The sequence below is a fragment of the Plantactinospora sp. BC1 genome, from assembly GCF_003030345.1.
Taxonomy (GTDB): domain Bacteria; phylum Actinomycetota; class Actinomycetes; order Mycobacteriales; family Micromonosporaceae; genus Plantactinospora.
On sequence record NZ_CP028158.1, the window covers coordinates 4,981,106 to 4,994,674 of the forward strand.

Annotated in this window: 12 protein-coding genes; 6 read left to right on the forward strand and 6 right to left on the reverse strand. The window is 72.9% G+C overall.

What is annotated here, in order from left to right; translation table 11 throughout:
• Window positions 1-29: 29 nt before the first annotated feature.
• Window positions 30-1,259 (reverse strand): MFS transporter, encoded by a 1,230-nt coding sequence (locus C6361_RS21825; RefSeq protein ID WP_107268837.1) that lies wholly within the window; start codon window positions 1,257-1,259, stop codon window positions 30-32.
• Window positions 1,260-1,289: 30 nt separating this feature from the next.
• Here C6361_RS21825 and C6361_RS21830 point away from each other — a divergent pair, with 30 nt between their 5' ends.
• Window positions 1,290-2,321, forward strand: a complete 1,032-nt coding sequence (locus C6361_RS21830) for a LacI family DNA-binding transcriptional regulator (RefSeq protein WP_199853042.1) — start codon at window positions 1,290-1,292, stop codon at window positions 2,319-2,321.
• Window positions 2,322-2,343: 22 nt separating this feature from the next.
• Here C6361_RS21830 and C6361_RS37110 read toward each other — a convergent pair whose 3' ends face one another.
• Entirely contained in the window at window positions 2,344-2,514 is a 171-nt protein-coding gene (locus C6361_RS37110; RefSeq protein WP_159079417.1) for a hypothetical protein, read from the reverse strand.
• 31 nt (window positions 2,515-2,545) lie between these two features.
• On the reverse strand, window positions 2,546-2,779 hold the full coding sequence (locus tag C6361_RS21835) for a hypothetical protein (RefSeq protein WP_199853043.1): 234 nt from the start codon (window positions 2,777-2,779) through the stop codon (window positions 2,546-2,548).
• A gap of 167 nt (window positions 2,780-2,946) precedes the next feature.
• On the opposite strand from C6361_RS21835, the gene C6361_RS21840 reads away from it, so the two are divergent.
• From C6361_RS21840 to C6361_RS21860, 5 genes are read left to right on the forward strand one after another with little or no spacing between them, the layout of a single operon-like run.
• Window positions 2,947-4,218, forward strand: coding sequence for a sensor histidine kinase (locus C6361_RS21840; protein ID WP_107268838.1), 1,272 nt, complete (start codon window positions 2,947-2,949; stop codon window positions 4,216-4,218).
• Window positions 4,206-4,859 carry a response regulator transcription factor gene (locus C6361_RS21845; protein WP_107258892.1) on the forward strand — a complete coding sequence of 218 codons (654 nt, stop codon included), beginning with the start codon at window positions 4,206-4,208 and terminating at the stop codon, window positions 4,857-4,859. Before C6361_RS21840 ends, C6361_RS21845 begins: the two co-directional genes overlap by 13 nt.
• Window positions 4,860-4,910: 51 nt before the next feature.
• On the forward strand, window positions 4,911-5,429 hold the full coding sequence (locus C6361_RS21850) for a MarR family transcriptional regulator (protein WP_199853044.1): 519 nt from the start codon (window positions 4,911-4,913) through the stop codon (window positions 5,427-5,429).
• Window positions 5,426-6,679, forward strand: coding sequence for an MFS transporter (locus C6361_RS21855; protein ID WP_107268839.1), 1,254 nt, complete (start codon window positions 5,426-5,428; stop codon window positions 6,677-6,679). The genes C6361_RS21850 and C6361_RS21855 overlap by 4 nt, the downstream gene beginning before the upstream one ends.
• Window positions 6,680-6,719: 40 nt before the next feature.
• Complete coding sequence (locus tag C6361_RS21860) at window positions 6,720-7,220, forward strand: hypothetical protein (RefSeq protein WP_159079418.1); 501 nt, start codon at window positions 6,720-6,722, stop codon at window positions 7,218-7,220.
• 25 nt (window positions 7,221-7,245) lie between these two features.
• Here the strand turns inward: C6361_RS21860 and C6361_RS21865 are convergent, their stop codons facing one another.
• The 3 genes from C6361_RS21865 to C6361_RS21875 form a co-directional block, all read right to left on the reverse strand.
• The gene (locus C6361_RS21865; RefSeq protein ID WP_107268841.1) at window positions 7,246-7,980 is read right to left on the reverse strand and encodes a TetR/AcrR family transcriptional regulator; all 735 of its coding nucleotides are present in this window, start codon (window positions 7,978-7,980) and stop codon (window positions 7,246-7,248) included.
• 217 nt (window positions 7,981-8,197) lie between these two features.
• Window positions 8,198-12,274: a ThuA domain-containing protein gene (locus C6361_RS21870; protein WP_107268842.1), complete on the reverse strand. Its 4,077-nt coding sequence runs from the start codon at window positions 12,272-12,274 to the stop codon at window positions 8,198-8,200.
• Between the two features lie 35 nt (window positions 12,275-12,309).
• Entirely contained in the window at window positions 12,310-13,545 is a 1,236-nt protein-coding gene (locus C6361_RS21875; RefSeq protein ID WP_199853045.1) for a multicopper oxidase domain-containing protein, read from the reverse strand.
• Between the last annotated feature and the right edge of the window lie 24 nt (window positions 13,546-13,569).

A 13,569-nucleotide genomic window follows, 5' to 3' on the forward strand; every position in this document is an offset into this window, starting at 1 on the left:
GGCCGGGCGGCCCGGTGCCCTCCGGCGGATCACGGGGAGTGGGTCGACGGCACGGCGACGCTCTCGGCGTGCCGCACAGATGGCCGGGGCGTCACCGCGTAACGGCTCAGCGCCAGCAGCGGAAGGGTGAGTGCGGCCAGGGCGAGGCCGAGCGCCGCCACCGCCACCATGGCGCCGCGCAGGCCGGTCCCGGACGCCCACAGGCCGACGTAGACCGGCCCCAGTAGGAAGCCGAGGTAGGAGACGACCGTCACGATCGAGGTCGCGCGGCCGCGCGCGGATTCGACGACGTTGCGCGAGACGATGCTCAGCAGCGTCGGGAAGAGCGCGGCGGTCCCGGCGGCGGCGAGGACCAGCCCGGCCAGCGCGACGGGCACGGTCGGGGCGTGCGCGAGGAGTGCCGCGCCGCCGGCCGCGACGACGGCGCCGAGGACGAGGACCGGCCGGGCGTACGTCGGTGGCAGCGTGCTGACCGCGAAGCGGGTCGCCGCCACGACGGCGGCGAACGCGGCCGGGGCGGTCGCGCTCAGTCCGGGTCCGGCGGCCAGGACGTCGGCCATGAAGACCGCACCCCAGCTCTGGTGCGCGTTCTCGCTGGCGAAGGCGAGCGCGCCGAGCACGCCGACGAGGAGCAGCGGTACGACCGGCAGCCGGCTGCCGGTGCCACCGGCCGGCACGCCCGGCTCCGGGGCCGACACGTGGCGGGGCAGGGCGCGGTGGATGCCGGCGCCGGCCAGCACCGACAGCAGCAGTACGCCCGCGAAGGGGACCCAGGTGGGCGCCCCGTGGGCGAATGCCGCGCCGGTGCCGAGGCTGGATGCGACGACGGCGGTGGAGAAGACCGCGCCGGCCCGGGTGATGATCGGCCTCCCGGAGCGTTGCTCGGCGCGCCCGCCGACCGAGTTCATCGCCACGTCGGCCGCGCCGCTGGCGATGCCCACGGCGACGAGCCCGGCGCAGAGGCTCGGGAACCCGTGCGCGGTGACGCCGGCCGCGACTCCCGCCCCGCCCAGGGCGACGACCAGGAGGGCGGTGGGACGCAGCCCCCAGCGGTCCAGTGCCCGGCCGGTCAGCAGCATCGCGGGCAGCGCACCGGCGCTGATGAACAGCAGCGCGGTGCCGAGTTGGCCGGCGTCGAGGCCGGCCTGGTCGCGTACGCGTGGCACGGCCGAACCCCAGGTGCCCCAGAAGGCGCCGAAGGCGGTCGAGCTGAGGTAGGTGGCGGTGACGAGCTGCCGGTGGGGGGAGACGACAGGCATTGTGTAACGCTACACAGGTATCATTCGGGGGTGCAACCGCGCCAGCCCACCACCCGCCGGGTGACGATGACCGACGTGGCCCGGGCGGCAGGCGTGTCGCCGATGACGGTGTCGTACACCTACAACCGCCCCGAGCGGGTCTCCGAGGAGAGTCGGAGCAGGGTGCTGCGCACCGCCGCCGCCCTCGGGTACCCGGGACCGGACCCCAGCGCGCGGTCGCTGCGCTACGGCGTCACCCGTACCCTCGGCGTCGTGCTCGGCGAGCACCTCAGCTACGCCTTCGACGACCCGCAGGCGGTCGCCTTCCTCGCCGGCATCGCCGAGGTGTGCGCCGAGCGCGGCTACGGGCTGCTTATTGTGCCGACCGGAACGGGCGACGAGGACGCCGGCCGGGTGGTCGCCGCCCCGGTGGACGCCTACGTCGTCTGGACGACCACCGACGACGACCCGGCGCTCGCCGCCGCGTGCGGCACCCGCCGCCCGGTCGTCGTGCACGGCGGTCCCCGGCGGGACGGCACGACGCTGGTGGGCATCGACAACCGCGGCGCCGCCCGTGCGGTGGGTGCCGAGGTGTTCGCGACCGCCCGACGGCCGGCCGTGCTGAGTTTCCCGGTCGACCGGCAGCGCGACACCTTCGTCCGCCGTGGCGTCGAGCCGGACACCGTCGGATACCCGGTCACCCGCGACCGGCTGGCCGGATACCGTGACGCCGCCGAGGAACTCGGCATCGACTGGTCGGAGGTGCCGGTCGGCGTGTGTCGCACCAACGACGAGGCCGAAGCCCGGTCGGTGATGCGCCACCTGCTCGCGGCCGCGCCCGACCTCGACGCCGTCGCCGCGATGAGCGACCGGCTGGCGCTCGCCGCGCTGCGCGAGGCGGCCGACCCGGTCCGGATCAGCGGCTGGGACGACTCGGCCGTGGCCCGGGAACACGGGCTCACCACGGTGGCCCAGTCGTTGCGCGCGCAGGGGACCGCCTGTGCCACCGCCGCGCTCGGCGACCCGGCACCGGATCACCGCGACGACTGGCGGCTGGTCCGGCGGGCATCCACCGGCGGCTGACCGGTGCGACGACCCGCTCGGTTCAGTCCCGTGGCCTGCGCCAGGTCTGGATGTCGGTCGGCGGAAGGTGCTCGGCGAAACGGTCGTCCGGTGCCGCCTCCCGGAGCAGGGCGCGCAGGTCCCGCGCGAAGTCCCGCAGCCGCTCGCCGAAGAGGTGCGGGGCGGAACCGGACCGGGAGAACGTCCACGCCACGACTGCGGGGGTCCGAGCGGTGACGTGCCGGTCAGCGGCGGTGTCGGTAGTGGTGCACGACCAGGGCGGCGACGCAGCCGAGGGTGACGACGCCGAAGCCGATCCCCACGAGCGCGGGTAGACCGGTGATCGAGGAGACCCCGTTGGCGGCGGCGCTGACGATCAGCACCGTCCAGAGCAGTGGGCGGAGCACCCTCCGGCCGGCGGCGTGGTCGGGCTGGACGGTCGGGTCGGGCGTCTGCGGGATTCGGTACGGGTCGGCCATCGGGTACCTCCGGTGCGGTCGGTTCGGCGGTACGTCCCACGCTAGGAACACCGCCGGCCGCCGACGATCCCGCCAGCGCGTCGACCGGAGTACAGCAGGCTGTACTTCCCGGCTCGGCACCTCGCGGCGACGACCTCGGGTGTCCTAGGGTCTGGCCGGGAGGTGGGATGAGGACGACCGACGACCCGGCCGGCGCCCGGTGGCGCTCCGCCCGGCGCTATCTGCGGGACCGGGCACGGGACTCGGTCGACGCCCTGGAGCACCTGGTCGGCGGGCTCGGCACGGCGTTGCTGGCGCTGGGCGGGTTGAGCTACCTGGTCGCGGTCGTGCTGGCCGTTCCGGTCGGCGTCGGACTGCTGCTGGTGCCGTCGGCCCTGCGCGTGGTGCGGGCGGTGGCCGATCGGGAGCGGGCCCGGCTGTCCCGGTGGGGCCCCGAGATCATCGGTCCGGGGCCGGTACCGGCCGGAGCGCGGGCCGCCCTGCGGGATGGCGCCGTACGGCGTGATCTCGCCTGGCTGCTGGTGCACGCCACCGGCGGGTTCGTGATCGGTCTGGTCGGCCTGGGCCTGCCGCTGTACGCGGTGCAGAGCCTGACCTTCCCGTTGTGGTTCTGGCTGCTGCCGGCCGAGGCCGGTGGCCCCGGGCTGGTGTACTGGCGGATCGAGGGGCTGCTGGACGCGCTGGCCGTCGGGTTGACCGGGGTCGGCTGGCTGGCCGTCGTCGTCGGCCTCGGCCCCGGTATGGCGCGGCTCCAGGCGTGGCCCGGACGTCGCCTGCTGGCGCCGCCCGCCGACACCGACCTGTCGCTGCGGGTGGCGGAGTTGACCGCGACCCGCGCGGCGGCGCTGGACGCGCACGCGGTCGAGCTGCGCCGGATCGAGCGGTCGCTGCACGACGGTGCGCAGAACCGGCTGGTCGCGGTCACCGTCCTGCTGGGTGCCGCCCGGCGGGCGGTGGCCCGGGATCCGGTCTTCGCCGGTGACGTGCTGGAGCGGGCGCAGGACGCCGCCGAGCAGGCACTGGCCGAGTTGCGTGGCGTGGTGCGCGGCATCCTCCCGCCGGTCCTGGCCGATCGCGGGCTGGCCGGTGCCCTCGGTGGACTCGCCGCGAGCTGCGGGGTGCCCTGCCGGGTCGACGTCGAGGTGCCCGGCCGCTGTGCCGCCTCGGTCGAGGCCACCGCCTACTTCGTGGTGGCCGAGGCGCTGACCAACGTGACCCGGCACAGCGGAGCGGCCAGCGCCACCGTCACGGTGCGTCGGGCCGGCGCCCGGCTGCTGCTGCGGGTGGCGGACGACGGCCACGGCGGTGCCGAGGAGCGCGACGGGTCCGGCCTCGTCGGCATCCGTCGGCGGGTGGAGGCGTACGACGGGCGGTTCCGGCTCACCAGCCCGGTCGGTGGGCCCACGACGATGGAGGTGGAGCTGCCGTGCGGATCGTGATCGCCGAGGACGACCCCCTGCTGCGGGAGGGTCTGGCGCTGCTGCTGCGGGCGGAGTCGCTCGACGTGGTCGCGACCACCGACACGCCGGGCGCGTTCCTGGCGGCCGTCGACGCGTACGCCCCGGACGTCGCCATCGTCGACGTCCGGATGCCGCCGACGCACACCGACGAGGGGATCGTCGCCGCGGTCGAGGCCCGTCGCCGTCAGCCGGGTCTCGCCGTGCTGGTCCTGTCGGCGTACGTCGAGCAGACCTTCGCCACCGAGTTGCTCGCCGGGGGCACGGTGCGGTTGGGGTACCTGTTGAAGGAACGCGTCGGCCGGGTCGACGAGTTCCTGGCCGCGCTGCACCGGGTCGCCGACGGCGGTACGGCGGTCGACCCGGAGGTGGTCGGCCAGTTGCTGGCGCGCAGCCGTCCCGACAGCACGCTGAGCCGGCTGAGCCTGCGCGAGCGTGACGTGCTCGGGTTGATGGCCGAGGGGCTGGGCAACGGCGCCATCGCCGAGCGCCTGTTCGTCACCGAGGGTGCCGTGCACAAGCACATCCGCAGCATTTTCGCCAAGCTGGACCTGCCGCCGGACGACCGGGCGGACCGGCGGGTGACCGCGGTCCTGCGCTATCTGGAGGACACCCAGCGATGAGCGCCGCAATTGGTTTGACAGCACTTATATAAGTGCTGTTACGTTGGCTGCGTGACCGAAGCCGAGAAGAGGGAAGAGAGCCGGGACCTGCTCGACAGCAGCCACTGGCGCCCGCTGTGGCAGATGCTGAACGCGATGGACCAGGAGATCGCCTCGCTCTACGACGAGGCGGGGATATCCGGGCTGCGCACCCGGTTCGTCGGTCCCCTGATCCAGTTGTCCCGGCACGAGTCGATGACGATCCAGGAACTGGCCACCGCCGTCGAGGTGACCCACTCGGCGATGAGCCAGACCGCCGCCGCGATGCGCGCGGCGGGGTTCGTCGACAGCGCGGAGGGCGGTGACGGTCGGACCCGCCGGATCCGGCTGAGCAGCCGGGGCCGGGAGGTGCTGCCGCTGCTGGAGGCGGAGTGGCGGGCGACCGAGGCCACGGTGCGGGAACTGGAGGCGGAACTGCCGTATCCGCTGAGTCGGGTCGTCGAGGACATCAACGCCGCGCTGGCGACCCGCTCGTTCCGCCAGCGCCTCGCCGACAACCTCGCCCAGGCCCTCGACGGGCGTCTGCGATGAGCCTTCCCGGCGCACTGGTCGACACCGGCCCGCTGCGCGAGTACCCCACCTTCCGTCGTCTCTGGCTGGGCACCACAGCCTCCGGACTCGGCGGCCAGCTGGGGGTCTTCGCCGTCACCTTCTATGTCTGGGAGCACACCCGCAACCCGGTGACGGTCGGGCTGATCGGCCTCTTCACCGCCGCTCCGCTCATCGTCTTCGCCCTGCTCGGCAGCGCCTTCGTCGACCACGTCGACCGGCGGCGGCTGGCCCTGGCCACCACCTGGGGCCAGATCGTGACCAGCCTCCTGATGGCGGCCGTGGCCGCCGGGCCGGCCGACGGGACCTGGGCCATGCTGGTACTGGTTGCCGTCGCGGCGGCCTTCTCCGCACTGGGAACCCCGGCCCGCCGTACCTTCGTCGCACGGCTGCTCCCCGCCGACCGGCTGGCCGCCGGACTGGCCCTCAACCACCTCTCCTTCCAGTTGGCGGTGCTCCTCGGCCCGGCCCTGGCGGGTCTGCTCACCGCCCGGTGGGGGACGACGGTCTGCTTCGTGATCAACGGGATCGCCGCCGTCGCCGCCCTGATCGGGATCACCGGGCTGCCTGCGACCGCCCCGACCGAGGGGACCGGGCGGGCCGGTGCCGCCGCCGTCTGGGAGGGGATCCGCTACGCCGCCCGCACTCCGGTGGTCCGGGCCGCCTTCCTCGTCGACCTCGCCGCGACGGTACTGGCCATGCCGATGGCCCTCTTCCCGGTCATCAACCAGGAGAAGTTCGGCGGGTCGCCGGAGGTGCTCGGCCTGCTCACCTCGGCGGTGGCGGTCGGCGGCGTACTCGCCTCCGCGCTCTCCGGAACGATCACCCGGCGGGACCGCCCCGGCCTCGTGCTGCTGTGCTGCGCCGGGGTGTGGGGGGCGGCACTGGCCGGTGTCGGTCTGAGCGGTCAGCTTCCGGTGGTGCTCGCCCTGCTGGCGCTGGCCGGTGCCGCCGACACCTGGTCCGTCGTGTCACGCGGAACGATCGTGCAGTCGGGTACGCCGGAGTCCCACCGTGGCCGGGTCGCCGCGCTGGAACACATCGTCGGCACGGCCGGACCACACCTCGGCGGCCTCCGCGCGGGGCTGGTCGCGGCCGGGAGCACGGCCGGCACCGCCCTGGTGGTCGGCGGGCTCACCTGTCTGGCCGGACTGGGCCTGATCAGCGCCCTCGTCCCGCAACTCCAGCGGTTGCGCAGCACCCGGGAATCTCCCGCCCCCGCACACACCTGAGGGACACCCCTCGACGGGGATGATCACTACCCTGGTCGCCGTGACGGAATTCGACTGGGCCGGGTTGTCGGCGGCGAGGAACGCGACGCAGGAAGCGGTCCCGGAGATGGTCAACCGTGCGCTCCGGGTCCTGGAGGACCTGCTGGAGGAGACCGACCACGCCTGCACGTTCACCCTGGTGGACGGCCCGCTGACCGGCGACGACGTGGGCGCGGCGGTGGACGCGCTGCTACCGGCGAACTGCCGGGTCTCGGGCCTGGAGCCGGTGGACTCCTGGTCCGCGACGGCCCGGGCGGCACTTCCCGGAATGTTCGTCCCGGGGCGCCAGCCGCACGCCTGGGCCGAGCAGGGGGCCGCGCGGATGCTGGCCGAAGCGCTCGCGGACTGGGCCGTGGCCCTGATGGGGCGGCTCTGGCCCGCCTCCGCCGAGTCCTGGACCCTCACCGTGCACGCCCGGGACTGGTACGAGGGGGCCTACGTCGACCTCGTGGTCCGGGTGCGCGACCGGGTGTGGCTGCTGCACCTCGGAGTCAGCGACTGAGCGGCCCGAGTGGACGGCGCGACGGCTACCGGCCGGCGTCCGCCGACGGGGCGGGAGTCGCCGGCCCGAGGATGCCGGCCATGGTGCGCGAGACGATGAGGTCGAACGGATCCTCCTCGGCCGTGGCCTCGGTCGATCCCCGCGCGATGGCCTCGGCAAGACGCGGATGCCGACCCTGCGCGGCGACGTGGCGCAGGTAGGCCGCCTGTGCCTGCTGCCACTGCTCGGTGCTCCGGCCCCCGCGTTGACGGGCGCCGGCCAGTTCCGCCTGCACGAAGAGTGCGACGATGCCGTTGAGCATGGCGAAGGCCTGCAACTTGACGCCGACGGCGGCGGGGTGGTCGGCGAGTACGGCGAGGACGTGTTCGACCAGGTCGAGGCCGTTCGGGCCGATGCCCGGCTGACCGGTCACCAGGGGTGCCAGCCACGGATGACGGCGCATGATCGTACGGGTCTGCCGGGCGAACTCGACGAGATCGGCGAGCCAGTCGTCGCCGGGCGGGGCGAGGTCGTACTCCGCGGCCACGGCGTCCACCATCAGGTCGACGAGTTCGTCCCGGGCGGCCACGTAGCGGTAGAGCGACGCGGGGCCGGTCCCGAGGCTCGCGGCCACCCGGCGCATGGTGACCGCCTCCAGCCCGTCCCGGTCGGCGAGGGCGATCGCCGCCGAGGTGACCTCGGCGCGGCTGCGTTCCGCCGGACGACCCGCCGGCAGCGACTCCGGCCGCAGCCAGATCGGCTGGTCCGCTCGGCTCACCATCGCGGCAGTACCCCCTCCCGCTGTCGAACGACGCCTCCGGCCGCTGCCAATGTAGTTCGCGACCGTCGTTCGCCAACCGCGACCCGCGACGGGGAGCCGGCCGTACGCGCTGCCGCCGGCCGGGGCGACGCCGGGCCGCCGGCAGCTCGCACCTGCTCGGCTGGAAAGACAGCGGTGCCGGATACGGGCCGCTCGACCCGTATCCGGCACCGTTCGCTCAGAGCTGCCGCACCCGGATGTTGCGGAACTCGATCACGTCGTTGTTGCCGTGGTTCTGCAATCCGACGAAGCCGCTGAGGAACTGCCGCAGGTCGGTCGGCGGGTCGCCCTGGCGGGACGACTGCTTGCCGGGGGCGTTCTCGAACTCACTGATCACCACACCGTTGCGGACGATCGTGTAGTGCTGGCCGGTCACCCGGACCTCGTAGTCGTTCCACTGGTTCTTCGGGGTCGCACCGGCCCGGTCCAGGGTGTTCGGCGCGAAGTTGTAGACCGAGCCGGTCTTCTGCGGCTCGCCGGTCTCGCCGTCGTAGATCTGGATCTCGTGGCCGCAGTAGATGGCGACCCATGCCTGGGAGGTACGGGCCGACCCGACGGTGCCACAACTGCCCGCCGGCCGCTGCTCCAGCGGAGTCCTCGGATCCGGGAACCGGACGAAGATGCCGCTGTTGGCCCGGACGTTCTCCGGGGAGATGTCGCGGAACTGCACCCTGATCGAATAGTCCGCGAGCTGCTGGTCGGCGTACCAGAGCATGCCGAGGCCACCGGAGCTGCGGATCGACCCGTCGGGGCGCAGCGAGAACGACCCGCCGGGTGCCTGGCGCCAGCCGGCCAGCGACTTCGCCGAACCGTCGAAGATCGGCTGGTAGCCGTCGGTGGCACCGATCGGGGACTGGGTACCGGCCCGGCGCAGCGCCCTGGACTCGCGGTTGTCGATGACGTGCGCGGCGGTCAGTTCGGCGAGCACGGCGTCGAGGTGGGTGACGAACGAGGCCCGGTTCGGCCAGGTGGTCTCGTCGTCGATCAGGTCGTTGATCGTGCAGCCGCCGCCGACCTTCCGGTTCTCCACCCCGGTGTCGGTGTCCAGCATCCAGACCGTCGGCCGGGCGTCGGCGGCGGCGCAGCCGGCGTTCACGTCGATCTTCCCGGTGACCACCTCACCGTCGGCGTAGGTCACCTTCAGCGTCGCGGTGAAGGTCCCGTACCGCTTGTAGGTGTGCGTCGGGTGGGCCTGGTGCGACGGCTTGCTGCCGTCGCCGAAGTCCCACTCCCAGGCCACCCCGCCGGCCCGCGCGGCGGAGAACCCGATGGTCCGGGGCTGGCTCGGCGTCACCGACCGGGCCGTGGCCAGGCTCGGGTTCGGGGTGGCCTGGCCACCCTGGTAGGTGATCCGGACCAGCTTCTGGTTCGGGTGCAGGCTGAAGAAGCCCCGGCCGTAGTCGAGCATGTAGAGCGCGCCGTCGGGCCCGAACTTCGCGTCCATCCAGGAGTCGAGCTGGTTCGGGCCGGTGCCACCCTGGATGATGCTGCGCAGGTCCTCGGCGAAGGCCGGCGCCCCGGCGTGCGCGACCGTCTCCGGGTCGACGGTGACGGCGATCCGGTTGTTGGCGTTGGACTGGTCACCGATGAACCACTTGTCGTCCCAGTACTCCGGCCAGGCGACGCCGCTGTTCACGTCGACCTTTTCGCGCTGGTAGGTCGGGCCGTCCATGATGGCCTGACCGCCGCCGCTCAGGTACGGCTGGGTGTAGGTGGCGTCCTCGGCCTTGTACGTCGGCAGCCCGCTGCCGTCGGTGCGCTTCGGGAAGACCGGGCCACCACCCTGCGGCGAGTACCAGATCATGTTGTCCCGTACCGGCGGGAGGTTGACCAGACCGGTGTTGCGCGGCGACTCGTTCTTCGGGTTGTCGCAGTCGTACCAGCCGGTCAGCACGGTGGCGTCGGTGTTGCTGCGGTCCCGGTACGGCTGCCGGTTGCCCATGCAGTACGGCCAGCCGTGGTTGCCCGCCGAGGTGATGATGGTGGCGGTCTCGTACTTCGCCGGGCCGAGTTCCGGGCTCGGGGCACCGGCGTCCGGGCCGACCCACGCGGCGGTGAGCCAGTCGTTGACCGGGTCCCAGGCGATCCGGGCGATGTTGCGGACACCCATCACGTAGATCTCCGGTCGGGTCTTGCCGCCGCCCTGCTCCTGGCCGGTGAAGAGGTTGCCGTCCGGGATCGTGTAGGTGCCGTCCGGCTCCGGGTGGATGCGCAGGATCTTGCCGTTCAGGTCGTTGGTGTTCCCGGAGGTACGCCGGGCGTCCTGGAACGAGATCCCGGCGTACTCCTGGGTCCAGTTGTTTCCGGAGTAGCCGTTCGACCCGCCGGAGGAGTTGCTGTCGCCGCTGCCGATGTAGAGGTTGCCGGACTCGTCGAAGGTCATCCCGCCACCGGCGTGGCAGCAGCTGTGGATCTGGGTGTCCCAGTGCAGCAGGTCCTTGCGGGTGCCCTGGTCGACCGACTGCTCTGCGTGGTCGTAGGTGAACCGGGAGACCGTACGCTGGCCGACCCGGCGCTCCCGGTCGATCGACTCGTGCGGCATCCAGTAGACGTAGAACCAGCCGTTCTCGGCGAACTTCGGGTCGAGGGTGATGCCGACCAGGCCCTCCTCGTTCTTCACCAGCTCGCTGCCGCTGCCCCGGTTGCCCATCACCTCCAGCGTGGTCAGCAGCTTGACCTGCTTGCTCTTCGGGTCCCACTGGTGGATGGTGCCGCAGCCCAGCCCGACGTCCGGGTTGGCCCAGTCGGCGATCGGCCCGCTCGGGCAGGCGGCCTTGCCGATGTAGAAGACCTTGCCGTCGGGGGCGATGGTCAGGCCGTGCGGCTCACCGATCTGGTCGAGCTGGCCGGACTGGTTGGCGGCGGTCAGCCGCTCGATCCTGTAGTTCGCCCCGATGGTCGCCTGGCAGTCGCCCCGGACCAGACCGGTCGTCCACTGCAACGCGCCGAGCAGGTGGCTGCGGAATTTCGTGTCGGTGGTGTAGCTCGCCTCGGTGCGCCCCATCCCGGTGTAGAACGACCGGCCGCCGTCGTAGTCCCGGCACCAGGAGATCGGGTGGAAGGCGCCGTTGCCGCCCAGCCCCGGCTGGTAGCTGCGCTCCCGGACCTGGGCGACGGTGTGCACCCGACCCACCGGGCTGGGGTCCCAGTTCATCCACTGGTCGGCGCGGGTCCAGTTGAGCGGCAGGCCCTTGTTCGCCGGGTGCTGCCGGTCGACCACCTCGACCACGGCCTCCTGCACCCGGGACTCCGGCGCCGGTCCGGCGTCCGGGCCGATCAGCCACAGCTCGGCGAGCTGGATCAGCGGCTCACCGCTGTTCGCGGTGATGTTCAGCCGGTAGTACTGGTACGGCTGGGTGTTGGTGAACGTGTACTGCTTGGTCTGGAACCGCCCCGAGAAGGTCTCCCCGGTCCGGCGGTCCAGGTCCGTCCAGGTCTCGCCGTCGGCCGACCCCTGTAGGGTCCAGTCCCTCGGGTCCCGGCCGGTGAAGTCGTTCGCCGAGGTGAGTGCGTAGTGCGCGATCGCCTTCGGCGCGCCGAGCTTGGCGACGACCCAGCCGGTCGGGGTACGCGTCAGCCACTTCGTACCGGTCGATCCGTCGATCAGGTTCTCGACGATCTCGTTCGGCGGGTTGTTGCCGCTGGCCGTGACGCTCTCGATCTTCTCCGCGTTGGGCAGGCTCGCCGCCGGGCGGGTACCGATCAGACCGGTGAACCACTCCGAGCCGGGCTGCGCGCGGGCGGCGTCGTGGATGCCGACGAAGCCGCCACCACCCTTGACGTACGCCTGGAACGCCGCCTCCTGGGCGTCGTTCAGCGTCACCCCGTTCGCCGACAGGAAGACGACGCTGCGGTAGCGGTCCAGGTTGTCCGCGGTGAAGACCGCCGGGTCGGCGGAGGCGTGCACGGTGAAGCCGTTCTCGGTGCCGAGCTTGCGGATCGTGCTGACGGCCCGGGCGACCGGGTCGTCCTGGGACGCCGCCGGCCCGTGGAAGACCAGTACGTTCACCGCCTGGCCGCTCCAGGCCGGCGCGACCCCGCCGACGCTCCCGTCCGGGGCGGCGGTGGCCGGCGCCCCCAGCAGGCCGAGCGTGAGCACGGCGGCCGAGGCCAGGGCGACCGCCCGGCGCAGCGGTCCGGCGCCACGCCACCGGGCCCGGAAAACCGGGTCGAGCGCGGCGGGCGGCGGGTCGACGGGGCCGGGGCGGTGTCGCCCGACCGATCGGGACAGCCGGAAATGGCGGTGGTGAGCCATTTCTCCTCCTCCAGAGGGGGTACGAAGAGTTCTACTCATCGGTGGTTCCCGTGCGCGCCGGCCGGTGCGGCGGCGCCCTGTGCCGGCGCGGCCGGCCGGTGGCCACCGGCGTGCGGCGGCATCTGTCCGTTCTCGTCGAGCACGTGCAGCGTCGTCGACATGCCCAGGTCGGAGTGGAACTGCATGTGGCAGTGCAGCATCCAGTGCCCCGGTCCCACGGAGTCGCCCGCGACGATCTGCACGCCGAAGGTGTCACCGGGGCCGAGGGTCTTGTTGTCGATCACCGGGATCGAGTCGATGAGCGCCTTGTTGCCGCCGGGGACCAGGCCGGTCCGGGTGTCCGCCCAGGAGTGTCCGTGCACGTGGAAGGTGTGCATGTCGTCGCCGATGCCGATCACGATGAACTCGACCCGTTCGCCGAGCTTGGCGACCAGGCAGGTCGGGCCCGGCTGCGGGTTCACCGGGTCGCAGGTGTCGGCCTCCGCGCTGCGCCGCAGGTTGATGGTCTGCCGGTCGCCGAAGGCCGTCACGTAGGTCCGGTCCGGCCTCGGGTCGCCCTGCCGGCGTACCACCAGGCCGCCGAAGAGCCCGGAGCGGAGGCCCTGGGTGCCGTGCGGCCCGCCGACCACGTGGTCGTGGTACCACCAGTAGCCGGCGGTGCCCTGCGAGGTCGCGGTGCGCGGCTTGGCGTACCAGATGTAGGTCCGCGACCCGCCCGGCGGCACGAAGGAGTTGCTGTGCACCGTGCCGTCGGACATCTGGGTGTACTTGACCCCGTGCACGTGCAGCGAGACGCCGACCGGGTGCGCCGGGTCGGTGCGCAACTGCTCCAGGGTGGCGGCCGGCACCTGGTTGTGCAGGGTGATCGCCAGGCATTCCCCCTCGATCATCTCCATCGTCGGCCCCGGGTAGGAGGCCGTCTGCGGGGTGAGGCCGTAGCCGAGCCGGACCTGGTTGGTCACCGGGTCCTTGGGCAGCTCGACCGCGTACATCTGTAGCCGGCGGTCCGGGGTGACACAGCCGGCCGGCCGTTCCGCCGAGGCCGCGGCGGCCTCGACCGCCCGCTCGGCCGGCGGGGCGGCCGTGGTGGCGCCGCCGGCCACGGCCAGCCCGCCCGCGCCGACGAGCGTCACCAGCATGATGGCCGCCACCATCAGGGCCCGGCCGCCGCTCGTGCCGAGCAGCCGGACCGGCGACGCCGGCTGCGACGCCGGCCCGGCGGCGGGCGCCGAGAGTACGACCTCGCCGATGTCCTTCGTTTCCTTGTCCAACGTTTCGATCCAATCGCTCGGCTA